The organism is Modestobacter sp. SYSU DS0657 (assembly GCF_054050925.1).
In genome coordinates this window covers 1-23,990 of sequence record NZ_JBJHAG010000043.1, presented here as the reverse complement: position 1 = coordinate 23,990, position 23,990 = coordinate 1, and the positions used below count along the sequence as shown (strand labels likewise).

General features: G+C 74.0%; 24 protein-coding genes and 4 tRNA genes. 16 read left to right on the top strand and 12 right to left on the bottom strand.

What is annotated here, in order from left to right; genetic code table 11:
- Positions 1 to 425: 425 nt before the first annotated feature.
- The 5 genes from ACI79A_RS19025 to ACI79A_RS19005 form a co-directional block, all read right to left on the bottom strand.
- A complete protein-coding gene (locus ACI79A_RS19025; protein ID WP_457085324.1) occupies positions 426 to 1,313 on the bottom strand; it encodes an ABC transporter ATP-binding protein in 888 nt (295 codons plus the stop codon).
- Positions 1,310 to 2,353: an ABC transporter ATP-binding protein gene (locus ACI79A_RS19020; RefSeq protein WP_457085323.1), complete on the bottom strand. Its 1,044-nt coding sequence runs from the start codon at positions 2,351 to 2,353 to the stop codon at positions 1,310 to 1,312. Before ACI79A_RS19020 ends, ACI79A_RS19025 begins: the two co-directional genes overlap by 4 nt.
- Positions 2,343 to 3,341 carry a branched-chain amino acid ABC transporter permease gene (locus ACI79A_RS19015; RefSeq protein ID WP_457085322.1) on the bottom strand — a complete coding sequence of 333 codons (999 nt, stop codon included), beginning with the start codon at positions 3,339 to 3,341 and terminating at the stop codon, positions 2,343 to 2,345. Before ACI79A_RS19015 ends, ACI79A_RS19020 begins: the two co-directional genes overlap by 11 nt.
- Before the next feature lie 3 nt (positions 3,342 to 3,344).
- Positions 3,345 to 4,577, bottom strand: coding sequence for a branched-chain amino acid ABC transporter permease (locus tag ACI79A_RS19010; protein WP_457085321.1), 1,233 nt, complete (start codon positions 4,575 to 4,577; stop codon positions 3,345 to 3,347).
- 276 nt (positions 4,578 to 4,853) lie between these two features.
- Complete coding sequence (locus ACI79A_RS19005) at positions 4,854 to 5,276, bottom strand: PaaI family thioesterase (RefSeq protein ID WP_457085320.1); 423 nt, start codon at positions 5,274 to 5,276, stop codon at positions 4,854 to 4,856.
- A 90-nt stretch (positions 5,277 to 5,366) separates the two neighbouring features.
- On the opposite strand from ACI79A_RS19005, the gene polA reads away from it, so the two are divergent.
- Positions 5,367 to 8,123: a DNA polymerase I gene (gene polA / locus ACI79A_RS19000; RefSeq protein WP_457085319.1), complete on the top strand. Its 2,757-nt coding sequence runs from the start codon at positions 5,367 to 5,369 to the stop codon at positions 8,121 to 8,123.
- A gap of 67 nt (positions 8,124 to 8,190) precedes the next feature.
- Here polA and ACI79A_RS18995 read toward each other — a convergent pair whose 3' ends face one another.
- Together ACI79A_RS18995 and ACI79A_RS18990 are read right to left on the bottom strand one after the other, a co-directional pair.
- Positions 8,191 to 8,838 (bottom strand): 2'-5' RNA ligase family protein, encoded by a 648-nt coding sequence (locus tag ACI79A_RS18995; protein WP_457085318.1) that lies wholly within the window; start codon positions 8,836 to 8,838, stop codon positions 8,191 to 8,193.
- Positions 8,826 to 9,710: a class I SAM-dependent methyltransferase gene (locus tag ACI79A_RS18990; RefSeq protein WP_457085317.1), complete on the bottom strand. Its 885-nt coding sequence runs from the start codon at positions 9,708 to 9,710 to the stop codon at positions 8,826 to 8,828. The genes ACI79A_RS18995 and ACI79A_RS18990 overlap by 13 nt, the downstream gene beginning before the upstream one ends.
- A 222-nt stretch (positions 9,711 to 9,932) precedes the next feature.
- Here ACI79A_RS18990 and rpsA point away from each other — a divergent pair, with 222 nt between their 5' ends.
- A complete protein-coding gene (gene rpsA / locus ACI79A_RS18985; protein WP_457085316.1) occupies positions 9,933 to 11,408 on the top strand; it encodes a 30S ribosomal protein S1 in 1,476 nt (491 codons plus the stop codon).
- A gap of 368 nt (positions 11,409 to 11,776) precedes the next feature.
- Here rpsA and ACI79A_RS18980 read toward each other — a convergent pair whose 3' ends face one another.
- Positions 11,777 to 12,034 (bottom strand): hypothetical protein, encoded by a 258-nt coding sequence (locus ACI79A_RS18980; protein ID WP_457085315.1) that lies wholly within the window; start codon positions 12,032 to 12,034, stop codon positions 11,777 to 11,779.
- A gap of 152 nt (positions 12,035 to 12,186) precedes the next feature.
- On the opposite strand from ACI79A_RS18980, the gene coaE reads away from it, so the two are divergent.
- Positions 12,187 to 12,783, top strand: coding sequence for a dephospho-CoA kinase (gene coaE / locus ACI79A_RS18975; RefSeq protein ID WP_457085314.1), 597 nt, complete (start codon positions 12,187 to 12,189; stop codon positions 12,781 to 12,783).
- A 98-nt stretch (positions 12,784 to 12,881) separates the two neighbouring features.
- Positions 12,882 to 13,370, top strand: coding sequence for a VOC family protein (locus tag ACI79A_RS18970; protein WP_457085313.1), 489 nt, complete (start codon positions 12,882 to 12,884; stop codon positions 13,368 to 13,370).
- A 127-nt stretch (positions 13,371 to 13,497) separates the two neighbouring features.
- Here the strand turns inward: ACI79A_RS18970 and ACI79A_RS18965 are convergent.
- The 4 genes from ACI79A_RS18965 to ACI79A_RS18950 form a co-directional block, all read right to left on the bottom strand.
- A tRNA-Val gene (locus ACI79A_RS18965) sits at positions 13,498 to 13,572 on the bottom strand.
- Positions 13,573 to 13,629: 57 nt separating this feature from the next.
- Positions 13,630 to 13,700 (bottom strand) — tRNA-Cys (locus tag ACI79A_RS18960).
- Between the two features lie 42 nt (positions 13,701 to 13,742).
- A tRNA-Gly gene (locus ACI79A_RS18955) sits at positions 13,743 to 13,814 on the bottom strand.
- Between the two features lie 136 nt (positions 13,815 to 13,950).
- Positions 13,951 to 14,481, bottom strand: a complete 531-nt coding sequence (locus ACI79A_RS18950) for an SsgA family sporulation/cell division regulator (protein WP_457085312.1) — start codon at positions 14,479 to 14,481, stop codon at positions 13,951 to 13,953.
- Between the two features lie 171 nt (positions 14,482 to 14,652).
- Here ACI79A_RS18950 and ACI79A_RS18945 point away from each other — a divergent pair, with 171 nt between their 5' ends.
- From ACI79A_RS18945 to ACI79A_RS18890, 12 genes are all read left to right on the top strand, one after another.
- Positions 14,653 to 15,258 carry a sigma-70 family RNA polymerase sigma factor gene (locus ACI79A_RS18945; RefSeq protein WP_457085311.1) on the top strand — a complete coding sequence of 202 codons (606 nt, stop codon included), beginning with the start codon at positions 14,653 to 14,655 and terminating at the stop codon, positions 15,256 to 15,258.
- Positions 15,255 to 16,220, top strand: a complete 966-nt coding sequence (locus ACI79A_RS18940) for an anti-sigma factor domain-containing protein (RefSeq protein WP_457085310.1) — start codon at positions 15,255 to 15,257, stop codon at positions 16,218 to 16,220. Before ACI79A_RS18945 ends, ACI79A_RS18940 begins: the two co-directional genes overlap by 4 nt.
- A gap of 53 nt (positions 16,221 to 16,273) precedes the next feature.
- Positions 16,274 to 16,756 (top strand): TIGR02611 family protein, encoded by a 483-nt coding sequence (locus ACI79A_RS18935; protein ID WP_457085309.1) that lies wholly within the window; start codon positions 16,274 to 16,276, stop codon positions 16,754 to 16,756.
- A 25-nt stretch (positions 16,757 to 16,781) separates the two neighbouring features.
- A tRNA-Val gene (locus ACI79A_RS18930) sits at positions 16,782 to 16,853 on the top strand.
- A 72-nt stretch (positions 16,854 to 16,925) separates the two neighbouring features.
- Positions 16,926 to 17,408, top strand: coding sequence for a hypothetical protein (locus ACI79A_RS18925; protein WP_457085308.1), 483 nt, complete (start codon positions 16,926 to 16,928; stop codon positions 17,406 to 17,408).
- Positions 17,409 to 17,443: 35 nt separating this feature from the next.
- On the top strand, positions 17,444 to 17,830 hold the full coding sequence (locus ACI79A_RS18920) for an HNH endonuclease (RefSeq protein ID WP_457085307.1): 387 nt from the start codon (positions 17,444 to 17,446) through the stop codon (positions 17,828 to 17,830).
- A 10-nt stretch (positions 17,831 to 17,840) separates the two neighbouring features.
- Entirely contained in the window at positions 17,841 to 18,395 is a 555-nt protein-coding gene (locus ACI79A_RS18915; RefSeq protein WP_457085306.1) for an MOSC N-terminal beta barrel domain-containing protein, read from the top strand.
- A 49-nt stretch (positions 18,396 to 18,444) separates the two neighbouring features.
- Complete coding sequence (locus ACI79A_RS18910) at positions 18,445 to 19,572, top strand: CapA family protein (RefSeq protein ID WP_457085305.1); 1,128 nt, start codon at positions 18,445 to 18,447, stop codon at positions 19,570 to 19,572.
- Positions 19,573 to 19,649: 77 nt separating this feature from the next.
- Positions 19,650 to 21,710, top strand: a complete 2,061-nt coding sequence (gene thrS, locus ACI79A_RS18905) for a threonine--tRNA ligase (RefSeq protein ID WP_457085304.1) — start codon at positions 19,650 to 19,652, stop codon at positions 21,708 to 21,710.
- Positions 21,707 to 22,291 carry an HIT family protein gene (locus ACI79A_RS18900; protein WP_457085303.1) on the top strand — a complete coding sequence of 195 codons (585 nt, stop codon included), beginning with the start codon at positions 21,707 to 21,709 and terminating at the stop codon, positions 22,289 to 22,291. The genes thrS and ACI79A_RS18900 overlap by 4 nt, the downstream gene beginning before the upstream one ends.
- Positions 22,292 to 22,957: a phosphatidylinositol phosphate synthase gene (pgsA, locus tag ACI79A_RS18895; RefSeq protein WP_457085302.1), complete on the top strand. Its 666-nt coding sequence runs from the start codon at positions 22,292 to 22,294 to the stop codon at positions 22,955 to 22,957.
- The coding region (locus tag ACI79A_RS18890; RefSeq protein WP_457085301.1) for a phosphatidylinositol mannoside acyltransferase at positions 22,954 to 23,990 on the top strand (1,037 nt) is incomplete at its 3' end. The genes pgsA and ACI79A_RS18890, both read left to right, overlap by 4 nt.

Below are 23,990 nucleotides of genomic sequence, written 5' to 3'. Positions count from 1 at the left end.
CCCCCCCCCCCCCCCCCCCCCCCCCCCCCCCCCCCCCCCCCCCCCCCCCCCCCCCCCCCCCCCCCCCCCCCCCCCCCCCCCCCCCCCCCCCCCCCCCCCCCCCCCCCCCCCCCCCCCCCCCCCCCCAGTGCCGTGCGGGGCCGGTCCGGCGCTCGCCCCGGCCACCAGCACGTCCGCCGGTGGCGAGGGCCGCCCGGGCGGTGCCCATCCGGACCAGCCGGTCGTGCACGGCGGGCGGGGAGCCCCGGCCCAGGCGGCGGTGCTGCGGCACCGCACCGAGGTCGGTCGGCAGCAGGACCGCGCCCAGTGCGCGGGCCGTCACCGGCACCGGGGCCACCGGCGTCCTCGCCGGCGGAGCAGGGCTCCCGGACGCACGACGGCGCCGTCCCCGCGCGGGGGAACGGCGCCGTCGTGCTGCGTGCGGGCTACTGGGCCTTGGCGAGGGTCCCCAGGTAGAGCTCGATCACCTTCGGGTCGTGCATCAGTGACGTGCCCGTGTCGGTGTAGGCGTTGCGCCCCTGGTCGAGCACGTAGCCACGGTGGCAGATCTGCAGGCAGCGGCGGGCGTTCTGCTCGACCATGATGATCGAGACACCGGTGGCGTTGATCCGCCGGCAGCGGATGAAGACCTCGTCCTGCAGTGCCGGGGACAGCCCGGCGGACGGCTCGTCCAGCAGCAGCACCGAGGGGTCCATCATCAGTGCGCGGCCCATCGCCACCATCTGCCGCTCACCACCGGACAGCGCTCCGGCCTTGCCCTTGCGCCGCTCGCCGAGCAGCGGGAACAGCTCGACGACGTAGTCGAAGCGCTCCTTGAAGGTCTTCGGCCGCAGGTAGACGCCCATCTGCATGTTCTCCTCGATGGTGAGCGAGGGGAACACGTTGTTGTTCTGCGGCACGTAGCCGACGCCCATGGACACCAGCCGGTGCGCCGGCGCCGAGGTGATCTCCTCACCGCGCAGCGTGACCGAGCCCGAGCGGACCGGGATCAGCCCGAACAGCGTCTTGAGCAGCGTGGACTTGCCGGCGCCGTTGGGTCCGATGATCCCGACCAGCTCGCCGTCCTGCAGGTAGAAGTCGCACCCGTTGAGGATGTTGACCCCGGGCACGTAGCCGGCGACGAGATCGTCGGCGCGCACCAGCGCACCCTCGGCGAGGCGCTGGTGCTCCTCCCGCGTGGCGGCCTTCTCCGCCGGGGAGAGCTGTGCCGCGGTGCCCGCGCCGGGCTCCTCGGCGACTGGCGCGTCCTGCTCGGACTCCGGCGCCAGGAACCTGCGGTCCTCCGGCGGACCTGGTAGGTCCACGGTGCTCATCGTCCTGCCCCTCCCTCGCGGCCCCGGTCGGAGCTGGTGACGTCATCGCGCCGGGGAGCCTGGGCCGCCCGGTCCTCGGCGAGGAAGCGGTCCTCCTCCTCGGCGGTCAGCGGCGCGTCGTGGTGCGCGCCGAGGTAGGCGTCGACGACGGCCTTGTTCTGGCTGATGGACTCCGGCGCGCCCTCGGCGATGACCTTGCCGGCGGCCATGACCACCACCCAGTCGCTGATGTCCCGCACGACGTCCATGTCGTGCTCCACGAAGATGACCGTCATCCCCTCCTCGCGGAGGTCCTTGACGTGGCCGAGCAGGCTCTGGGTCAGGGCGGGGTTCACCCCGGCCATCGGCTCGTCGAGCATCACCACCTGCGGTTCGCTCATCAGGGCGCGGGCCATCTCCAGCAGCTTGCGCTGGCCCCCGGACAGGCTGCCGGCGAAGTCGTCCTTCTTGGCGTCGAGCTTGAACCGCCGGAGCAGGTCCATGGCCCGCTCGGTGTTCGCCTTCTCCTGCGCTCGCCAGGTGCCGGGCACCAGGGCACGCAGGAAGCTCTCCCCGCGCTGGGCCTGCGCGCCGAGCAGCATGTTCTGCAGGACGGTGAGCCGGGAGAGCGCCTTCGTCAGCTGGAAGGTCCGGACCACCCCGAGCCGGGCGACCTGGTGCGGGCTGAGCCTGCCGAGGTCGCGGCCGTCGAACGACCAGGTGCCGGTGTTGGGCTGGTCGAACCCGGTGAGCAGGTTGAACAGCGTGGTCTTGCCGGCGCCGTTGGGCCCGATGAGCCCGGTGATGCCGCCCCGCTGGACCTCCAGGTGGTCGACCGACACCGCGGTCAGGCCGCCGAACGTGCGGGTCACGTGGTCGACCACGATCGCCGGGTCGGGCTTGGCGACACCGACCTCCCAGGGGACGTCGCGCAGCGCGGCCTGGGCCAGCCGCTGGGGTGCCGCCCGGTGCGCGCCGCCGCCCGACGGGGCGAGCTCCTCGGGCCCGGCGGCGTGGGCGCCGTGGGGCTGGCCCTCGTGGGACAGGGGGTCAGCGGGCATCGAGCATCACCTCTCGTCGGTCACCGAAGATGCCCTGGGGCCGGAAGACCAGCAACAGCATGAGCCCGATCCCGACCAGCACGTAGCGCAGCTGCGCGACGTCGGTGGAGGAGAGCAGCTCCGTGGGGATGACCCCGTTGGAGATCAGCGAACGGAGCCCGGTGTCGGCGAACTGCAGGATGAACAGCAGCAGCATCGAGCCGATGACCGGCCCGAGCACCCGGGCGGCGCCGCCCAGGATGAGCGCCGCGTAGGCCAGGAAGGTGTTGGCGTTCTGGTACTGGTCGGGGATGGCCGAGCCGGTGCCGACGGCGTAGACCATGCCGCCGAAGGCGCCGAACACCCCGCCGAGAACCAGCGCCTGCATCTTGTAGGCGTAGACGTTCTTGCCCAGCGAGCGGACGGCGTCCTCGTCCTCCCGGATGGCCTTCACCACCCGCCCCCACGGGGCGCGCATCAGCGCCCACACGAGAAGCGAGCACAGCGCCACGAGGGTCCAGCCGACCGCGCAGACCCACAGCTCGCCGCCGCTCCAGGTCGTGCCCAGGAGGTCGTACCGGCGGCCGGTGTCCCACGGGGCGAGCGCGATGAAGTCCCGGTTGAACGCCGACAGGCCGCGGGTGCCGCCGGTGACCGGGGTGGCGGAGACCGACCGGAAGACCAGCCGTAGGCCCTCGGCCGTGGCGATGGTGACGATGGCGAGGTAGTCGGCCCGCAGCCGCAGCGTGGGCAGGCCCAGCAGGAGGGCCAGGACCACCGCGGCGAGCACCCCGACGAGGACCCCGACCCAGAAGGGCAGCCCCCACTGGCTGACCGAGATGGCGATGCCGAACCCGCCGAGCATGGCGAAGGCGATCTGACCGAAGTTGAGCAGACCCGTGTACCCGAAGTGCACGTTGATGCCGATGGCCAGCAGGGCGAAGAAGATCGCCTGGAACCCGAAGAACGCCTTGCCCGCGATGGCGAACGCGTTGAGGAGGTCGGCCATCGGTCAGCCGATCCTGGCGCGGCTGCCCAGGATGCCCTGGGGACGGACGACGAGGATGACGATCAAGAGGAGCAGCCCTCCGACGTACTTCATGTCATTCGGGATGACGAGGGTGGACATCTGCACGAAGACGCCGACGATGAGGCTGCCGAGCAGGGCGCCGTAGGCGGTGCCCAGACCGCCGAGGGTGACCCCGGCGAACATCAGCAGCAGCAGCCGGAAGCCCATGTCCCACTGGACCTGGTCGGAGAGGCCGAGGAGCACCCCGCCGAGCGCGGCGAGCGCGCCACCGAGCACCCACACGAACAGGACGACCCGGTTGACGTCGATGCCGGAGGACGCGGCCAGGTCCCGGTTGTCCGACACCGCCCGCATCGCCTTGCCGATCTTCGTGCGCTGCAGCATCAGCGCGACCAGCACCAGCACCACGACGGCGATGACGATCGAGGCGACGTCCCGGTCCTGGAGGGTGAAGGGGCCGTAGCTCTTGGCCCGCTGGCCCTGGTAGTCGGCGTAGGGGTTGGAGAACCCGCCGTAGAAGATCTGGTAGCTGTACCGCAGCGCCAGCGACAGGCCGATGGAGACGACCAGCGCGGCGATGAGCCCGGTGCCGCGGCGCCGCAGCGGCCGCCAGATGGCCAGCTCGTTGAGGGCGCCGACGATCCCGCCGACCACCATGGCGAGCAGGGCCGCGGGGATGAGCGGCACCCCGCCCTGCACGTTGATGTACCAGGCGGCGATGGCGCCGATGGTGACCAGCTCGCCGTGTGCGAAGTTGGTCAGCCCGGTGGTGCCGTAGATCAGCGACAGGCCCACGGCGGCCATGGCGATCAGCAGCCCGAACCGGAGGCCGTCGACGAGCAGCTGGACGGCCCGGATGGTGCCACCGCCGTCGTTGCGGCTGCCGTCGTTGAGGCCGATGTTGACCGGTTGCTGCCGTCCGGGGTCGACGGTGACGGTGCGGCTGGGCTCGCCGTTGACCTCGACGCCGTCGGGCAGGTCATCGGGGTCGATGCTGACGACGTACTGGCCGGCGGCCGGCAGGTCGACCGCCCACCGGCCGTCCTCGCCGGTCTGCACGGTGTCCACGGGGTCGCCGTCCGGCGTGGTGACCTCGACCGTGGCGCCCTCGATGGGCCCGCTCACGCTGGTCTGCAGGGTGCCGCGCACCTGCTCGCCCTCGGCGGAGGCGACCCCCGGGACGAGGGTGGCCAGGGCCATGGCGAAGGCGGCCACCAGCAGGGCGAGGGTCAGGGGACGGCGCCCGCTGCTCCACCGCGGGGACCAGGGGCCGCTCGCCGGTGGTGCACCTGAGCCGTACCGGGCGCTGCTGCGTTCCCCGCGCCGTGCGGCACGGTGGGGCGCGTGCGTCACTCGACCTCCCAGCCGTTGGATGTGAGGCGGGACAGTAACCCACGGCTGTTACGGGGAACGACCTGCTGGGACGCTTCGTGACCCATCTGCGACACGCCGCTGTGCTACCGGTCGGTCGCCCACCACCGGTCCGGGCGCTCAGCTGCCCGGTGCGGAGCGCGCACTCCGGATCATGCAGGTCAGCCGCGCACTGGCCGTGGGCCGCCCGGCGTCGTCGGAGATCGAGATGAGGAAGGTGGCCAGGGTGCGCCCTCGCCGCACCGGCGTGCACACCGCGGTGACGAGGCCGGAGCGGGCGGCGCTGAGGTAGCTGGCGTTGAGCTCGATCCCGACCACCGAACCCCCGGGACCGGCGTGCAGCACCGCCGCGTACGAGCCGATGCTCTCGGCCAGCGCGCAGGTCGCGCCGCCGTGCAGCAGGCCGAAGGGCTGCTCGTTGCCGGCCACCGGCATGGTGGCGACCAGGCGGTCGGGGTCCCACTCGGTGACCCGGATGCCCAGCTTGTCGTCGAGCGGGCCCTGGGTGTCGGCCGGCAGCCAGTCGGGTCGGGTGTGCGTCACGCACGGACGGTAACCGGCGGCCCCGGCGCGGGGGCCGCCGCGAGCTCGCGAGCGGTGGCGGGCGCCGGGGCCCTTCTAGGATCGCGGGCGATGTCCGCTCCGGTCTCCGCCCCCGCGCCCGCCACCCCCACGACCACCGAGGGCGCCCGCCCGCGGCTGCTGCTGCTCGACGGCCACTCCCTGGCCTACCGGGCCTTCTTCGCGCTCCCGGTGGAGAACTTCTCCACGACCACGGGGCAGCCGACCAACGCGGTCTACGGCTTCACCTCGATGCTGATCAACGTGCTGCGCGACGAGCAGCCCTCGCACCTGGCGGTCGCCTTCGACGTCAGCCGGAAGACCTTCCGCAGCGAGATCTACGCCGACTACAAGGCCAACCGGGCCGAGAGCCCCACCGACTTCCGCGGCCAGGTCAGCCTGGTGCAGGAGGTCCTCGGTGCGCTGCGCGTCCCGGTGATCACCGCCGAGGGCTACGAGGCCGACGACGTCATCGCCACGCTCACCGTGCAGGCGGTCGAGCAGGGCATGGACGTGCTGATCTGCACCGGTGACCGCGACGCGCTGCAGCTGGTCAACGAGCACGTGACGGTGCTCTACCCCCGCAAGGGCGTCTCCGACCTGACCCGGTTCACCCCGGAGGAGGTCGAGGCCAAGTACGGGCTGAGCCCGGCGCAGTACCCGGACTTCGCCGCGCTGCGCGGCGACCCGAGCGACAACCTGCCCAGCATCCCGAGCGTGGGGGAGAAGACCGCAGCCAAGTGGGTGCGTGAGTACGGCTCGCTCGACGCGCTGGTCGACCAGGTCGACACCGTCAAGGGCAAGGTCGGGGAGAAGCTGCGCGACCACCTCTCCCAGGTGCTGCAGAACCGGCGGCTCACCGAACTGGACCGGCAGGTGCCGCTGGAGCTCGGCCCGGTCGACCTGGCCGTCCAGCCCTGGGACCGCAACGAGGTGCACACCCTCTTCGACAACCTGCAGTTCCGGGTGCTGCGCGACCGGCTGTTCGCCACCCTCTCCAGCGCCGAGCCGGAGGTGGACGGCGGCTTCGAGGTCACCGCCGACGAGGTGGCCCCCGGTGGGCTCGGCGACTGGCTGGCCGCGCACGCCCGCACCGGGCACACCGGCATCGTCTTCCGGGGCACGTGGGGCCGCGGCACCGGTGAGCTCGCCGGCCTGGCGCTGGCCGCGGCCGACGACCACGCGACCTTCGTCGACCTCACCGACCACGAGCAGGGCCCGGGCCTGGACGCCGCCGACGAGCAGGCGCTGGCCGACTGGCTGGCCGACCCAGCCGCACCCAAGGTGGTGCACGAGGTGAAGGGCCCGCTGCTGGCCGTCTGGGCGCGCGGGTGGGAGCTGCGCGGCCTCGTCAGCGACACCGCGCTCGCGGCCTACCTGGCCAACCCCGGTCAGCGGTCGTTCGACCTCGGCGACCTGGCCGTCCGCTACCTGCGCCGGGAGCTCAAGGACGCCGCCGCCCCCGAGGAGCAGCTGACCCTCGACGGGCTCGGTCCCACCGAGGCCGACGTCGCCGCGGAGGCCGCGCACGCCGACGTGCTGAAGGCGGTCGCGGTCAACGACCTGTCCGACGCGCTGGAGCAGGTGCTCGGCCAGCGCGGCGGTGACCACCTGCTGGGCGAGATCGAGCTGCCGCTGACCCGGGTGCTCGCCGCGATGGAGCGGCGCGGCATCGCCGCGGACCTGGACTTCCTGCACGAGCTGCAGAAGGAGTTCGCCGCCGAGGTCACCGAGGCCGCGCAGGAGGCGTACGCGGTCATCGGCAAGGAGATCAACCTCGGCTCGCCGAAGCAGCTGCAGGCGGTGCTCTTCGACGAGCTGGGTCTGCCGAAGACCAAGAAGAACAAGACCGGTTACACCACCGATGCCGAGGCGCTCACCTCGTTGCTGGCCTCCACCGGTCACCCGTTCCTGGAGCACCTGCTCCGGCACCGCGACGTCACCCGGCTCCGCACCGTCATCGACGGGCTGATCCCGATGGTCGACGACGTCGGGCGCATCCACACCACCTACCAGCAGACGATCGCCGCCACCGGCCGGCTGTCCTCGACCGACCCCAACCTGCAGAACATCCCGATCCGCAGCGCCGAGGGGCGCCGGATCCGGCAGGCGTTCGTGGTCGGCCCGGGCTACGAGTCGCTGATGACCGCCGACTACAGCCAGATCGAGATGCGGATCATGGCCCACCTGTCCGAGGACGCCGGCCTGATCGAAGCCTTCACCTCCGGGGAGGACCTGCACTCCTTCGTCGCCTCCCGGGCGTTCGGCATCCCGATCGAGCAGGTCGACCCGGAGATGCGCCGCCGGATCAAGGCGATGAGCTACGGCCTGGCCTACGGGCTGAGCGCCTACGGCCTGGCCCAGCAGCTGCGGATCACCCCGGAGGAGGCACGCGCGCAGATGCACGCCTACTTCGAGCGGTTCGGCGGCATCCGCGACTACCTCGACGGCGTGGTGGACGACGCCCGGCAGACCGGCTACACCGAGACCACGCTGGGCCGCCGGCGCTACCTGCCCGACCTGACCAGCGACAACCGGCAGCGCCGGGAGATGGCCGAACGGATGGCGCTGAACGCGCCCATCCAGGGGTCGGCCGCCGACGTCATCAAGGTCGCCATGCTGGGCGTGGAGCGGGCGATCGAGGCCGAGGGGCTGCGCTCGCGGATGCTGCTGCAGGTCCACGACGAACTCGTCCTCGAGGTGGCCCCGGGGGAGCGGGAGCAGCTGGAGGCCCTGGTGCGCCGGGAGATGGCGGGCGCAGCGCAGCTCTCGGTGGCGCTGGAGGTCTCCGTGGGCGTCGGCGCCAGCTGGGACGCCGCCGCCCACTGAAGAAGGCCCCCGATGCCCCCCCCCACGACTCGCGAGCTCGCCGCGGGTCCCTGCATCGGGGCCGGTGTCAGGTGTCGGTCGCGGCGAGCGGGAACTCGGTCACCAGGTGCCAGGAGCCGGGTTCCCGGGCGCCGGCGAAGAGGCTCACCGTGGTGACCCGCGACCGGATCGGCAGGTGGTCGCCGATCGCCTCCTTGACCGTGCGCAGGCCGGCCTCGTCGCCGAGGCGCCGCTCGGCGATCGACAGGTGCGGGCTGGGGTTCTTCCCGTGCGCGCCCCGGTAGGGCAGGTGGTCGGGGAACGCCGCGACCACCGCGGCGGTGAGCCGGCGGAACGGCTCGTCGTCGGCCGGGGCCAGCCACAGCACCTCCTCGCCGAAGCAGTCGGTGTGGTCCAGCACGCAGTCGAAGGCCGGCACCCCGGCGACGGCCCGGCTCAGCCCGGTCAGCACGCCGTCGTCGACCTGGTTCGGCGGCATGAAGGGGTAGACGACCGTGACGTGCGCCGGCACCCCCCAGGACGCCGACACGTCGAACTGCCGACGGTGGTCGCCGACCACCGGGTCGGCCTCGGGCACCAGCACCAGCAGGGCCGTCTCGGCGGCGCCGTCCAGCGCGCGGTGCGCGGCGGCGTCCAGCGTCGGCCCCGCGGTGCCGTCCAGGGTCTGCGCCTGGTCGGTCAGCTGGTCGGTCAACTGGTCGGTCAGCTCGTCCATGCCGTCTCCTCCGGTCGGTCGGGCAGCTCGCAGACCAGCACCAGCGTGCCCGGGACGAGCGCGCCGCGCGCTGGGGACCACTGGCCCCACGTCTGCGTGCGGCCCGGTGCCCACTCTGGTTCCACCAGGTCCCGCAGCACCAGCCCCGCGGCCACGACCGCCCGGACCCAGTCACCCACGGTGCGGTGGTGCTCCACGTACACGGTCCGCCCCGCGTCGTCGGTCTCCACGTAGGGAGTGCGGTCGAAGTAGGAGGAGACGACCCGCAGGTCCGCCGGGTCGGGGGAGTCCGGCATCGCCCAGCGCATCGGGTGGTTCACCGAGGCGACGAACCGCCCACCCGGGCGGAGCACCCGGGCGACCTCGGCGAGCACGGCCCGCGCGTCCGCGACGAACGGCAGCCCGCCGAACGCCGAGCAGGCCAGGTCGACGCTGTCGGTGGTCAGCGGCAGCGCCCCGGCGTCGGCCTGCAGCAGCGGCACCGGCAGCCCGGTGGCCCGGTTCAGCTCGGCGGCCCGGGCGAGCATGCCCCCGGACACGTCCAGCGCGATGGGAGAGGCGCCGGCGCGGTGCAGCCAGCGGGAGCAGGGCGCCGAGCCGCAGCCGATCTCGAGCACCCGGCGGCCGGTGACGTCGCCCAGCAGGTGCGCGTCGGCCTCCCGGAGCCCCTCGGGGCACCACAGGAAGTCCGCGTCGCCCAGGTCGGTGCCGTGCTCGGCGAGGTACGCGGGCGCGGCGGCGTCCCACCACCCCCGGTTGGCCCGGGCGGACTCGGCCTGGCCGACCGGGCGGCGGGTGACGTCACCGGCCGCGGGGTAGCCGTCCGCGGCCAGCGGGAGGGGGGCGGGGACTGGGTCCGGGGCGGGGTCCATGGCGCGCCGATCGTGACACGCCGGAGCGCGGCACACCGGCCGGACCCGTGGTGGACCTGCCCAGCCGCCGTCCGTACCATGGGGAATTGCGCCAGAGGTCTGTGGTGTTGTCCTCCTCACCGGGAGGGCGTCCCCGTCGTCCCTCTCTCGTGAACACGCCCGCGACCGGTCCGGTCGCGGTTCCCTGTCCCTACGCACCCCCCGTCCGGAGCACTCGACCACATGACCTCCACCCAGGTCCGTCCCGACAGCACCCCCCAGATCGCGGTCAACGACATCGGCACCGCCGAGGACTTCCTCGCCGCGATCGACCAGACCATCAAGTACTTCAACGACGGCGACATCGTCGAAGGCGTGATCGTCAAGGTCGACCGGGACGAGGTGCTGCTGGACATCGGCTACAAGACCGAGGGCGTCATCCCCTCGCGCGAGCTGTCCATCAAGCACGACGTCGACCCGACCGAGGTCGTCAACGTCGGCGACGAGGTGGAAGCCCTCGTCCTCCAGAAGGAGGACAAGGAAGGCCGCCTCATCCTGTCCAAGAAGCGCGCGCAGTACGAGCGCGCCTGGGGCACGATCGAGGCGAAGAAGGAAGCCGACGAGGTCGTCACCGGCACCGTCATCGAGGTCGTCAAGGGCGGCCTGATCCTCGACATCGGCCTGCGCGGGTTCCTCCCCGCCTCGCTGGTCGAGATGCGTCGCGTCCGCGACCTGCAGCCCTACGTGGGCCGCGAGCTCGAGGCCAAGATCATCGAGCTGGACAAGAACCGCAACAACGTGGTCCTGTCCCGCCGCCAGTGGCTGGAGCAGACCCAGTCCGAGGTGCGCAGCGAGTTCCTCAACAAGCTCGCCAAGGGCCAGGTCCGCACCGGCGTCGTCTCCTCGATCGTCAACTTCGGTGCGTTCGTCGACCTGGGCGGCGTGGACGGTCTCGTGCACGTCTCCGAGCTGTCCTGGAAGCACATCGACCACCCGTCCGAGGTCGTCGAGGTCGGCCAGGAGGTCACCGTCGAGGTCCTCGACGTCGACCTGGACCGTGAGCGGGTCTCGCTGTCGCTGAAGGCGACGCAGGAGGACCCGTGGCGTCAGTTCGCCCGCACGCACCAGATCGGCCAGGTCGTGCCCGGCAAGGTCACCAAGCTGGTGCCGTTCGGTGCGTTCGTCCGGGTCGACGAGGGCATCGAGGGCCTGGTCCACATCTCCGAGCTGGCCGAGCGCCACGTGGAGATCCCGGAGCAGGTCGTCCAGGTGGGCGACGAGATCCTGGTCAAGGTCATCGACATCGACCTGGACCGCCGCCGCATCTCGCTGTCGCTGAAGCAGGCCAACGAGGGCGTCGTCGGTGACGAGGACCAGTTCGACCCGGCCGCCTACGGCATGGCCGCGTCCTACGACGAGCAGGGCAACTACATCTACCCGGAGGGCTTCGACCCCGAGACCGGGGAGTGGCTCGAGGGCTACGACGAGGCCCGCGAGACGTGGGAGAAGCAGTACGCCGAGGCCCAGGCCCGGTTCGAGGCGCACCGCAAGCAGATCGCCGCGGCGAAGGAGGCCGACGCCGAGGCCGCTGCCGGCGGCAGCTACTCCAGCGCCGCCGAGCCCGAGGGCGACGCCGTCTCCACCGGTGGTGGCGGTGGCACCCTCGCCTCCGACGAGGCTCTGGCCGCCCTGCGCGCCAAGCTCGCCGGCGGGGAGTGACCTCGCAGCTCTGCTGAGCAGCACCTGAACAGTGCGCCGTCCACCCTCCGGGGTGGGCGGCGCACTGTCGTCTGTGCCCGACGTGATCGTCGCGGTGCCGTGTGTCCTGGCGTGAGGAGCGGGGGCCCGCGGTCGAGCGACGGAGCGGCTCGGCGGCAGTCGGGTGCGGCACCCGGCGGCGGTGCGATCCGGAGGATCGGGATGACACGACGGCCCCGTCGACCGAGGTGGTCGACGGGGCCGTCATCGGTGGGCGTGCGGGCCGGTGTCCGGTCGTCCGTGACCGGATCAGCGCGAGGTCTGCCGTGACCTGGCTGCCGTGGGCCGCACGCCGTGCGAGCGCGGTGCCGCTCGGACGGGCAAGGGCCTCAGAGGCTGAGGATGATGGCGAACGCGGTGCGGGGGCGGCCGCCGGCGTTGGCCAGGAAGTCCCAGGTGTGACGGCCGGACGCGACGGTGGGCAGCAGCAGGGCGCGCAGGAAGGACGACGTCCGGCGCTGCGGCAGCCGCTCGCGGACCCCTGGCAGGTCGGAGCAACGCACCCCGCCGGGGACGTCCATCCGGTGACGACCGCGGCGGGAGGTGCGGCGGGCCGACTGCGGGCCGTCGAGCGTGCTGCGGGACATGATCACTGCCTTTCTGCTGTGGCGGGGGAAGTCCACCGGGACGAAAGGTAAGTCCTGTGACTGCTGTGACTCGTGCGACGCGCCGATCGTCCGGTGCCGTGATCTCCCTGTGACCTCACCGCCACCCGGCGCCCGGGCCTAAGGTCGCCGGTGTGCTGAGGATCGGGCTGACCGGTGGCATCGGATCGGGCAAGAGCACGGTGGCCGCCTTGCTGGCCGAGCGCGGGGCGCTCGTCGTCGACGCCGACCGGCTGGCCCGGGAGGTGGTGGCGCCGGGGACGGCGGGGCTGGCCGAGGTGGTGGCCGCCTTCGGCGACCGCGTGCTGGCCGCCGATGGCTCCCTCGACCGGCCGGCGCTGGCGGCGATCGTGTTCAGCGACCCCGAGGCGCGAGCGCGGCTCGACGGGATCGTCCACCCGCGGGTGCGTTCCCGGGCCGCTGAGCTGGTCGCTGCCGCGCCGGCGGACGCCGTGGTGGTCCAGGACGTCCCCCTGCTGGTCGAGACCGGCCAGGCCGGCTCCTACGACGTCGTGCTCGTCGTCGAGGCGCCGCTGGAGACCCGCGTATCCCGGTTGGTCGGCCGGGGGCTCGGTGAGGACGACGCCCGGGCGCGGATCGCCAGCCAGGCCACCGACGAGCAGCGGCGCGCGGTCGCGGACGTGGTGCTGGTCAACGACGGGGATCGGGCGGCACTGGCCGACCAGGTCGCGCGCTTCTGGGCGGAGCGGGTGGCGCCGTCGCTGCGGTGAGCGCTCGGGGCCGATGAGTTCCCGGCGCCGACCGGGTCTGTGCTGCGTTCACCCCGCCCGGTGCGGGCGCCCGGCCCGCCGACCCGAGAGGAAGCGCCATGCCGCAGAAGATCGTTCCCAACCTGTGGTTCGACACCCAGGCCGTGGAGGCGGCCCACTACTACATCGACGTGCTCGGCGACGGGCGCATCCTGAGCACCGCCCGGTACCCGGAGGGGGCGCCCGGGCCGGCCGGCGAGGTGATGGCCGTCGAGTTCGAGGCCGCCGGCATGCGGCTGGTCGGGATCAACGGGGGACCGCAGTTCCCGTTCACCGAGGCGGTCTCCCTGCAGGTGAACTGCGCCGACCAGGCCGAGGTCGACCGGCTCTGGGACCGGTTCGTCGGGGACGGGGGAGTGGAGGGCCGGTGCGGCTGGCTGCAGGACCGCTACGGGCTCAGCTGGCAGATCGTCCCCGAGGGCATGACCGAGCTGTTCGCCGACCCGGATCCCGCGCGGGCCCAGCGGGCCGTGCAGGCGATGCTCGGCATGGCCAGGCTGGACGTGGCGGTGCTGCGCGCTGCGGCCGACGGGGTGCCGGTCGGCTGATCGCGCTCGGTCCGTCTCGCCGGGACGCCCGCACCTCGCACCACCGGACGCGGACTCGGCATCGAACGCGGAATCGGGGGTCGAGACGCGGAGAGGCCCCAGGTCGGTGACCTGGGGCCTCTCCGGCTGGTGGGCGATACTGGGATCGAACCAGTGACCTCTTCCGTGTCAGGGAAGCGCTCTACCGCTGAGCCAATCGCCCGTTCCGGCCCGCTGGCCGGATCCGCCTCCCCCGTCGACACACCACAGGGTGGCGCCGAGGTGGAGACGGGATTTGAACCCGTGTAGACGGCTTTGCAGGCCGTTGCCTCGCCTCTCGGCCACTCCACCGCACGCCGGGCGCCGGTCTACGACCAGCGCCCGGGAGTTCCGAGCGGACGACGGGATTCGAACCCGCGACCCTCACCTTGGCAAGGTGATGCTCTACCACTGAGCCACGTCCGCTTGCTCGTTGCGTACTGCGCTGTGCAACGGGAAGAACTCTAACCGATGCCCTCCAGGGCTCCAAACCCGGGGGGTACCCCGGGTGTCGCGGAGGGTGTCCGCCCAGGTCAGCGGCTCGTCGACCGCCGTCGCGGGGTCACAGGGAGGTCGGGTTGTCGGTGCCGCCGCGGAGCAGCTCGGACAGCTCCTCGTCGACCGACGTCGCGTCGCTCTCCGTGCCGACGGGCACCAGCAGCTCGCTCTCCCGCAGGAAGTCGCCCACGACGGTGGCCGACAGCTCGAACAGCGCCTCGCCCGAGGGGGCCCGCAGCTGCAGGAAGAGCACGTCGAGTCCGCCCCGGGCCGGCCACAGCCGGACGTCGCCGTCGCCGGCGGGGGCGGTGAGGCCGGCGCGCAGCAGCTCGCGGCTCAGCAGCCACTCGACGCCGTCGTCCTCCGGCTCGTCCAGGAACTCGTCCTCGGCCAGGTCGCCGGCGGGCAGCTCCTCGGCGAGGGCGTCGGCGAGGGCGTCGGCCGGGTCGCCCCCGCCGTCGCCGAACCGGATCCGTACGGCGAAGGGGTCGGTGGCGTCGTAGACCAGCGCGGCAGGGACGGCCGTCCAGGACTGCGGGCCGACCAGGTGGAGGGTCGTTCGAGCCGTGCAGCCGGACCTCGGAAAGCGCGCCATGTCCTTCACAACGACCAACGGTGGGGGAGGTGACGCCCCGCCGCGGCGTGTCGTGCCCCATCCGTCCCACCAGTCACATGCGCCCCGTCCGTCCACCCGGACGGGTGGCCGGTGTCGATCGGTGGCCCGAACGGGCAGTGCCGGGCGGAGCCCCCGTGTGACCATGGCCTCGTGAGCCGACAGCTGCGCCACCCGGACGACGGCGCGGCCGACCGCCGGCTGGTCGCACGGGTCGCCGCGGGCGACCGGACGGCGATCGACGACCTCTACGAGCGGTTCCGGCGGCCGGCGTTCGCCCTCGCGCGCCGGGTGGTCGCCGACGACGCGCTCGCCGAGGACGTGCTGCAGGAGGTCTTCCTCTCCGTCTGGCGGGACCCGGGCGCCTTCGACGCGAGCCGGGGAACGGTGGCCTCCTGGCTGCTGTCGACGGTCCACCACAAGGCGGTCGACGCCGTGCGGCGCGAGGAGTCGCACCGGCGCCGGCAGGTCCGGGCCGTGGACGAGCTCGCCCTGGCGGCGTCGGCCGCCGCCCCCGACGAGGCGGCCGACCGGGTCGCCGCGACGGTGCGCACCGCTCTGCAGGCGCTGCCCGACGCGCAGCGCGAGGTCCTGGCGCTCGTCTGCTACGGCGGCTACACCCAGCGCGAGGTGGCCGCGCTCACCGGCGCGCCGCTGGGCACGGTGAAGAGCCGCTTGCTCGCGGGCGTGCGCGGGCTCACGGACGCGCTGGGCGCCGACGTGCCCGGTCCGACCCCCGCGGACGGGGCCGCGCGATGACCGTCCACGGTGCACCGGACCACGCTCCCGGCGATGACCACCGGGGGTGGGACGAGCTGGCGGTCGGGTGGGCGCTGCACGCCCTGGAGCCGGAGGACGAGAACCGGTTCGACGCCCACCTGCCCGGGTGCGGGCGCTGCGCCCGGACGGTCGCCGGTACCGGGCAGGTGATGGGGGCGCTCGCTGCCGACCTGTCCGACGCCGGGTCGTCCGACGCCGGGTCCTCCACCGCCGAGCCCTCCACCGCCGAGCCCTCCACCGCCGAGCCCTCCGACGCGCTGCGGGACCGGCTGCGGGCCGCCGTGGAGGTGACCGAGCAGGTCCGCCACCCCGCTCCGGCACCCGCCCGGCAGCCGGCACCCCCGGCCGGCCGACCGGGGGCGCCGGCTGCCCGGGCCGGCGACCGGCCCGGCGGCGATGGGCTGGAGCTCGAGCTGGAGGCACCGCGCCGCGGTGGCGAGCCCGACCTCCGGCCGGCGTGGCGGCGGGTGCTGCCCACCGCTCTCGCCGCGGCGGCCGTGGCGGCGGTGCTGGCGCTGGGGGCGTGGAACGTCGTGCTGGCCGAGGACCGGGACGCCGCCCGGGCGGAGGCCACCCAGCGGGCGGAGGTGCTCGACGAGCTGCTGGTGCCGGGCCGGGCGGCCATCGTCCCGCTCACCGGGGAGGACGGCCGGCAGATCGCCACCGTGGTCGTCCGGGAGGGGCAGGTGCAGGTGCTCACCACCGGGCTCGCGCCCAACGACCGGACCGACAGCACGTACGTCGCCTGGGGGGTGGCGGAGGGTTCCGCGGTGGCCATCGGGGAGTTCGACGTCGTTTCCCCACAGATGGAGCTGCGGACCGTAGGCTCTGCGGCGACCGGGCTGGACGAGTACGGCGAGTACGCCATCAGCGTCGAGCCCGGCCGGCAGGTTCCGTCGGAACCCACGGAGATCGTCGCGAACGGGCAGGTGACGAGCTGAGCGGTCAGGAGACGGTCGCGGCGCCGGGGGAGCACCTCCCGCGCCGTGTCGGCATGCCCGGTGGCCGGGACGCGGTCGTCGACCAGAAGCAGCGGGAGCGCGTGGCCGAGCGCCGGGACCGGTTCGCCGGCGACGGCGTGCACAGCCTGCGCGAGCGGGTCGCGGACAGCGCGTGGCGCCGGCGGATCGCCGCCCGGCGGGCGTTCGACGCGCCCTACCGGGTGGGCGTGGGGATCGTCGGTGGCCTGGTGGTCGCCGTGGGGATCGTCACCATCCCGCTGCCGGGGCCCGGCTGGCTGACCGTCATCGCCGGGCTGTTCGTGCTCGCCTCGGAGTTCACCTGGGCCGAGCGGCTGCTGCAGTTCACCCGCCGCCACGTGGCCCGCTGGACCGACTGGCTGACCCGCCAGCCGCTGTGGGTGCGCCTGGCCGTCGCCGCGCTGACGGCGGCGTTCGTGTACGGGGTGCTGTGCGTGACCCTGCACGTGACGGGCGTGCCGGACTGGATCCCGGGGTGGGTGCCACTCTGGCGCTGAGCGTCTGGCAGAATCATCGGCGTCCGGGCGATTGGCTCAGTGGTAGAGCGCTTCGTTCACACCGAAGAGGTCACTGGTTCGAACCCAGTATCGCCCACCGGATGCGGCCCCCGACCTGATCAGGTCGGGGGCCGTCGTCGTCCGGGGGGACGGGTGCGACGATGCCCGGGTGGACCTCCAGGACGAGCAGTTCGGGCCGGACGACCTGTTCCTCACCCCGCCGTGGCCCGGTCCCGACCGCTACACGCTGCGGGCGGTCGCGGAGCTGGACGTGGCGCTGGGGACGGGCGTGGTCGTGGACGCCGCCCACGCCGTGGTGTCCGACGGGGCGGCACGGGCGTTCGGCCCCGGCTGGCAGTCCTGGCTTCCCGAGGCGCTGGCCGCCGAGGGCGCGGCGGACCTGCGCGAGCTCGTCGCGGACGAGGAGCTCCTCGGCCGGGTGCTCGGCCACCTGCACGAGCGCATGCGGTCGGCAGCGGCGGAGGACGACGACGCGCCGCCGGCACCGGACCCCGACCTCGTCTGGACGGCGCACTCGCCCCGGCACACCCGGCAGCGGTTCCGCCGGGCCGGGCAGGTGCGCCGGAGGGCCGTGGCCATGGTCCAGCCGCGCCGCCGGGACGTCGCGGGGGAGCGGGCCCGCCGCAGCTGACGGCGCCGGCCGCCGATCGCGGGACCATGGGAGTCGTGCAACCCGATCGCGCGGCCCGGCTGGCCGGGGCGCTGGTGCGCGACGGCGCCACCTGCATCTGGTGCGGGCGAGCCTTCGCCGGCCTGGTCCGCCCGACCACCGAGCACCTGGTGCCCCGGGTGAAGGGCGGCCCGTCGTGGGCGGAGAACGAGGTCGCCGCCTGCGGCCGGTGCAACGGCGCCCGCGGGCACGCCGGGCCGGTCGACTGGCTGGCGGAGTGCCGCCGGCGCGGCTGGGAGCCGGACGAGGAGCGGCTGGTCCGGGTCCTGGGCTCGCTCGCCGCAGCGATCGCCCGACGGGGCGGGCAGCGCCGGGCGCGTCCCTACCTGGACGCCCAGCTGCGTCGGCTGCGTCGGCTGCGTCACCAGGGGAGCGCCGCGTAGCGTCCCGGGCATGGGGAACGTGGTGGGCAGCGTGGGTCAGGTGTCGGTGTACCCGGTGAAGTCGCTGGCCGGCCGGACGGTCGCCGAGACGGAGGTCGACGCGGCGGGGCTGCGCGGTGACCGCGCCTGGTCGGTGGTCGACGCCGACACCGGGGAGCGCGTCACGGTGAAGACCACGCCGCAGCTGCGCGAGGTCGTCGCCACCGGGGACGCCGAGGCCGACACGATCACGCTGACCGAGGTGCTGGGCCGCCCCGTCCGCCTGGCGGCCTCGGCGGCCGGCCCGCAGGTCGACGCCGCCGCCGTGCACCTGGTGTCCCGGGAGGCGATCGACCGGGCCGAGGCCGGGGACGTCCCGGAGGGCTGCTCGGCCGACGACCCGCGGGCCAACCTGCTGCTGCACCTGCCCGCCGCCGACGAGCGGAGCTGGGTGGGCCGGCGCGTGCGCGTCGGGGAGGCGGTGCTCGACGTCGTCCGCACCCCGAAGCACTGCCTGGGCGTGTACGCCGAGGTGGTCACGCCCGGCCGGGTCGCCGCCGGCGACCCGGTGGAGCTGGTGGACTGACCTGCGCGTCGGTCCCGCGGACGGGCGGACCGTCGCTAGGGTCCGACCCGTGCGGAGCGGTCGTGGGGCGGTGGTGGCCGTGCTCGCCGTCCTGCTGGCCGGCTGCGGCGCGGACGGCGACGGCGCCCCGGCCGCCGGGTCCCCGGTGCCCAGCTCCCCGGCCCCGGTCAGCTCTTCCCCGGCAACCGAGCCGCCGGAGACGTTCACCCTGGTCGCCACCGGCGACGTGCTGGTGCACCAGGGCCGTGCCCTCACCCGCGGTGCGCAGCAGCCGGACGGCTCCTGGGACTTCTCCGCGGTCTTCGCGCCGGTGGCCCCGGTGCTACAGGCCGCTGACCTGGCGATCTGCCACCTGGAGACCCCGGTCGCGCCGGCCGGGGGGCCGTACTCGGGCTACCCGTCCTTCGCGGTGCAACCGGAGATCGTCGACGCCCTCGCCGGCGCCGGGTACGACCTGTGCTCCACCGCCTCGAACCACTCGCTGGACGCCGGGCTCGCCGGGCTGGTCCGCACCCTGGACACCCTGGACGCCGCCGGCATCGCGCACACCGGCACGCACCGCACGGCGGGGGAGCCACCGACCGTCGTGGACGCCGGCGGTGTCCGGGTCGGGCACGTGGCCACCACGTTCTCGCTGAACGGGGTGCCGCTGCCGGCCGACGCGCCCTTCGCCGTCGACACCTTCGACCTGCCCGACGTCAGCGGGGTGCTCGCCGACGCGGCCGCCGCGCGGGCGGCGGGCGCGGAGGTCGTGGTCGCCAGCGTGCACTGCTGCGCGGAGTACGACTCCGCGCCGCTCCCCGCCCAGGAGGAGGCGGTGCGCACCCTGCTGGCCTCGCCCGACGTCGACCTGGTGCTCGGCCACCACGCGCACGTCGTCCAGCCCTTCGAGCGGATCGACGGGGAGTGGGTGGCCTACGGCCTGGGCAACCACCTCGCCGAGCACGCCACCCGCGGGCACGACACCGAGGACTCGGTGATCGCCCGGTTCACCTTCACCCGCGGCGACGACGGCCGGTTCACCGTCTCGCAGGCCGAGGCGGTGCCGGTGCGCATCGAGCTGGGCACCGACGCGGTCACCCTGGTGCCGGCCGACCCGGTGAGCACCGCCCGGATCACCGCCGTGCTCGACGCCCGCGGCGCCGTCGCCGACGGGCTCCGGGTCGTCCCCGGGTGACCCGGCCGGGGCCGGTGGCGCACTAGTCTCAGGGTCCCGGCCGACCGGCCGGACCGCGCCGACCCCCAGGAGCTCGAGTGTCCGCCCCGCCCTCCCCGACCGCCGCCACCCCGATCCGGGTCCCGGCCGGGACGACGGCGCTGCAGGCGCTCAAGGACGCCGGGGTCGCGCTCAAGGGTGCCGAGGCCGCCGTCGTCGTCCGGGACGTGGCCACCGGTGACCTGAAGGACCTGTCCTGGGCCCCGGAGACCGACGCCGAGGTGGAGCCGGTGGTCGCCGCCAGCCCCGACGGGCGGGCGGTGATCCGGCACTCGGCCGCGCACGTGCTCGCGCAGGCGGTGCAGGACCTCTTCCCGGGCACCCGGCTGGGCATCGGCCCGCCGGTGGAGAACGGCTTCTACTACGACTTCGACCCCGAGCGGCCCTTCACCCCCGAGGACCTGCAGGCGCTGGAGAAGCGGATGCAGGCGATCGTCAAGCAGGGGCAGCACTTCAGCCGCCGGGAGATCGGCGACGACGACGCGCGCGCCGAGCTGGCGCACGAGCCCTACAAGCTGGAGCTGATCGGTCTCAAGGGCGGTGCCGGCGAGGAGGGCGCCGAGGGCGCGGACGTCGAGGTCGGCGGCGCGCAGCTGACCATGTACGACAACCTCGACCCGCGCACCGGCGAGCGGGTCTGGACCGACCTGTGCCGGGGCCCGCACCTGCCGCGCACCAGCAGCATCCCGGCGTTCTCCCTGACCCGCAGCGCCGCCGCCTACTGGCGGGGGAGCGAGCAGAACCCGCAGCTGCAGCGGGTCTACGGCACCGCCTGGGAGAGCAAGGACGCGCAGAAGGCGTACCTGGAGCAGCTGGCCGAGGCAGAGCGCCGCGACCACCGGCGCCTGGGCGTCGAGCTCGACCTGTTCAGCTTCCCCGACGAGATCGGCTCCGGGCTCGTGGTCTTCCACCCCAAGGGCGGGGTGGTGAAGCGGGAGATGGAGGACTACGTCCGCCGTCGGCACATCGAGGAGGGGTTCGACTACGTCGGCACCCCGCACATCAGCAAGGGCGGGCTGTTCGAGACCTCCGGCCACCTGCCGTACTACGAGGACACCATGTTCCCGGCCATGGACCTGGAGAACTCGAAGTACTACCTCAAGGCCATGAACTGCCCGATGCACAACCTGATCTTCCGGTCGCGCGGGCGGTCCTACCGGGAGCTCCCGCTGCGGTTCTTCGAGTTCGGCTCGGTGTACCGGTACGAGAAGTCCGGCGTCGTGCACGGCCTGACCCGGGTGCGCGGGCTCACCCAGGACGACTCGCACAGCTACGTCACCCCCGAGCAGGCGCCGGGCGAGATCCGGCACCTGCTGGCCTTCGTGCTCGGGCTGCTGCGCGACTTCGGCCTGGACGACTACTACCTGGAGCTGTCCACCCGCGGGGAGTCCGACAAGTTCATCGGCTCCGACGAGGAGTGGGCCGTCGCCACCGCGGTGCTCGAGGACGCGGCGCGGGAGACCGGGCTGGAACTGGTGCCCGACCCGGGCGGCGCGGCGTTCTACGGGCCGAAAATCTCGGTGCAGGCCCGGGACGCCATCGGCCGCACCTGGCAGATGTCGACCATCCAGTACGACTTCAACCAGCCCGCCCGGTTCGGCCTGGAGTTCAGCGCCGCCGACGGCACCCGGCAGCAGCCGGTGATGATCCACTCGGCGAAGTTCGGCTCGATCGAGCGGTTCTTCGGTGTGCTCACCGAGCACTACGCCGGCGCGTTCCCCGCCTGGCTGGCGCCGGTCCAGGTGGTCGGCATCCCGATCACCGACGAGCAGGTGGCCTACCTGACCGACGTGGCGCGGCAGCTGCGCGCCCGCGGCATCCGGGTGGAGGTCGACGACTCCGACGACCGGATGCAGAAGAAGATCCGCACCGCCAGCAAGCAGAAGGTGCCGTTCGTCCTCATCGCGGGCGCCACCGACGCGGAGGCGGGAGCGGTCTCCTTCCGCTACCGCGACGGTTCGCAGCGCAACGGGGTGCCGGTCGCCGAGGCCGTCGAGCAGGTCGTGGCCTGGGTCGCCGCCCGGACCAACACCGACCCCACCGCGGTCGAGGCCGGGGCAGCAAATGCCGGGGCCGCCGAGCCGGCGGCTGCGGGATGAGCGACGCGCAGGAGGAGCTGAGGATCCCCGTCGTCAACGACGACGGGGGTCCCTCGGCCGGCTTCGAGCACCTCTGGACGCCGTACCGGATGGCCTACATCCGCGGGGAGAACAAGCCGGTCAGCGACGCGGCCGGCGACTGCCCGTTCGACCGGATCCCCGGCCTCGCCGACGAGGACGGCCTCGTCGTCGCCCGGGGCGAGACCGTGTACGCGGTGCTCAACCTGTACCCGTACAACGCCGGGCACCTGATGGTCGTCCCGTACCGGCACGTGCCCGACTACACCGACCTGACCGACGCCGAGGTCGCCGAGCTGGGCGCCTTCACCCAGACGGCGATGCGGGTGGTCCGGTCGGTCAGCGGCGCCCACGGCTTCAACGTCGGGATGAACCAGGGGTCGATCGCCGGCGCCGGCATCGCCGACCACCTGCACCAGCACGTCGTCCCGCGCTGGGGCGGGGACACCAACTTCATGCCGGTGATCGGGCTCACCCGCGTGCTGCCGCAGGTGCTCACCGAGACCCGCCGGCTGCTCGCCGAGGCCTGGCCCGCGGCCGGTCGTGCCGGAACGGGGGCCTGAGTGCTCGGGGTCAACCTGCGCCCGGCCGTCGCCCGGTTCTGGGCGCCGGTGGTGCGCGGGCTGCTGCGCGCCGGGGTCACCGCCGACGCGGTCACCGCCACCGGGACGCTGGGCGCGGTCGCCGCCGCGGTCTTCCTCATCGGCAACGGCTGGCTGTTCTGGGGCGCGGCCACCGTCACCGTCTTCGTCCTGCTCGACATGCTCGACGGGGCGCTGGCCCGGGCCCGGGGCGGCGGGTCGGTGTTCGGCGCGGTGCTGGACTCCACCGGCGACCGCGCCGCCGACGCGGCCATCTTCGCCGGCCTGGCCTGGTGGTTCTCCGGCGCGGGGGACAACCGGCTGCTGGTGCTGCTCGCACTGGTCTGCCTGGTGCTCGGCATCCTCACCTCCTACATCAAGGCGCGGGCCGAGGGGGTGGGCCTGAGCTGCGACGTCGGTGTCGTCGAACGCACCGAGCGGCTGATCCTGGTGCTGGTCGGCACCGGCTTCACCGGCCTGGGGATCCCGTACGCGGTGCACGTGGCGCTCTGGGTCCTGCTGGTCGGCAGTGCGGTCACCGTGGCCCAGCGGTTCGCCGAGGTGCACCGCCAGTCCCGCAGTCGGTCCCTGCCGGCGGCGCCCCGCCCGGCGCAGGACCCGTCGTCGGCCGCCGACCCCGCACCGTGAGCCCCGGCCGCCGACCGGGTGCCCTGCGCTCCGACCGCGTGGCCACCCTGCGCGACCGGCTGACCGACGGCGGGTACGCGGCGGGCTGGCGCGCCGTCCGGCTGCTGCCCGCACCGGTGGCCTCGGCGGCGTTCGGTGCCGGGGGATCCTGGGCCGCCGCCCGGAACGGGCGGGGGGTGCGGCAGCTGCGCGCCAACCTGCGGGTGGTCACCGGGCTGGACGGAGCCGAGCTGGACGAACTCACCCGCCGGGCGATGCGCTCGTACGCCCGGTACTGGCAGGAGGCCTTCCGGTTGCCGGCGATGGGCACCACGCAGGTGCTCGCCGGGGCCACCATGGTGGGGCGGGAACACCTGGAGCGGGTGGGCGCCGACGGCCGGGGTGCGGTCGTCGCCCTGCCGCACAGCGGCAACTGGGACGTGGCCGGGGTGTGGCTGATCGACTGGCTGGGCGGCCCCTTCGTCACGGTCGCCGAGCGGCTGCGGCCGGAGTCGCTCTACCGGCGGTTCGTCGACTACCGGGAGGGGCTGGGCATGCGGATCCTGCCGCTGACCGGCGGCGAGCGCCCGGCGTCGGTGGTGCTGCGCGAGTGGCTCTCCGCCGGCGGCACCACCTGCCTGCTGGTCGACCGCGACCTCTCCGGCGACGGCGTGCCGGTCGAGTTCTTCGGCCGGTCCACCACCATGCCCGGCGGTCCGGCGCTGCTCGCGGCGCAGACCGGTGCCGCCCTGCTGCCGGCGGTCTGCCAGTTCGACGGCGGCGGTTGGCGCTTCGTGGTCCACCCGGAGGTACCGGTCACGGGGCCGGGCCGGCTGCGCGACCGGGTGGGCGCCGCCATGCAGCAGGTCGCCTCCGCGTTCGCCACCACGATCGCGGAGCGGCCCGAGGACTGGCACGTGCTGGGCCGGGGGGGGGGGGGGGGGGGGGGGGGGGGGGGGGGGGGGGGGGGGGGGGGGGGGGGGGGGGGGGGGGGGGGGGGGGGGGGGGGGGGGGGGGGGGGGGGGGGGGGGGGGGGCGGGGGGGGGGGGGGGGG

Excerpts from the sequence above, each read along its gene's own strand:
- ACI79A_RS18995 (WP_457085318.1), bottom strand. The coding sequence starts at position 8,838 with ATGGACGAGCTGACCGACCAGTTGACCGACCAGCTGACCGACCAGGCG.
- ACI79A_RS18950 (WP_457085312.1), bottom strand. The coding sequence starts at position 14,481 with ATGGCGCGCTTTCCGAGGTCCGGCTGCACGGCTCGAACGACCCTCCAC.
- ACI79A_RS18940 (WP_457085310.1), top strand. The coding sequence starts at position 15,255 with ATGACCGTCCACGGTGCACCGGACCACGCTCCCGGCGATGACCACCGG.
- ACI79A_RS18970 (WP_457085313.1), top strand. The coding sequence starts at position 12,882 with ATGCCGCAGAAGATCGTTCCCAACCTGTGGTTCGACACCCAGGCCGTG.
- ACI79A_RS18980 (WP_457085315.1), bottom strand. The coding sequence starts at position 12,034 with ATGTCCCGCAGCACGCTCGACGGCCCGCAGTCGGCCCGCCGCACCTCC.
- ACI79A_RS18915 (WP_457085306.1), top strand. The coding sequence starts at position 17,841 with ATGGGGAACGTGGTGGGCAGCGTGGGTCAGGTGTCGGTGTACCCGGTG.
- rpsA (WP_457085316.1), top strand. The coding sequence starts at position 9,933 with ATGACCTCCACCCAGGTCCGTCCCGACAGCACCCCCCAGATCGCGGTC.
- ACI79A_RS19025 (WP_457085324.1), bottom strand. The coding sequence starts at position 1,313 with ATGAGCACCGTGGACCTACCAGGTCCGCCGGAGGACCGCAGGTTCCTG.
- ACI79A_RS18990 (WP_457085317.1), bottom strand. The coding sequence starts at position 9,710 with ATGGACCCCGCCCCGGACCCAGTCCCCGCCCCCCTCCCGCTGGCCGCG.
- polA (WP_457085319.1), top strand. The coding sequence starts at position 5,367 with ATGTCCGCTCCGGTCTCCGCCCCCGCGCCCGCCACCCCCACGACCACC.
- ACI79A_RS18900 (WP_457085303.1), top strand. The coding sequence starts at position 21,707 with ATGAGCGACGCGCAGGAGGAGCTGAGGATCCCCGTCGTCAACGACGAC.
- ACI79A_RS18935 (WP_457085309.1), top strand. The coding sequence starts at position 16,274 with ATGCCCGGTGGCCGGGACGCGGTCGTCGACCAGAAGCAGCGGGAGCGC.
- ACI79A_RS19020 (WP_457085323.1), bottom strand. The coding sequence starts at position 2,353 with ATGCCCGCTGACCCCCTGTCCCACGAGGGCCAGCCCCACGGCGCCCAC.
- ACI79A_RS19015 (WP_457085322.1), bottom strand. The coding sequence starts at position 3,341 with ATGGCCGACCTCCTCAACGCGTTCGCCATCGCGGGCAAGGCGTTCTTC.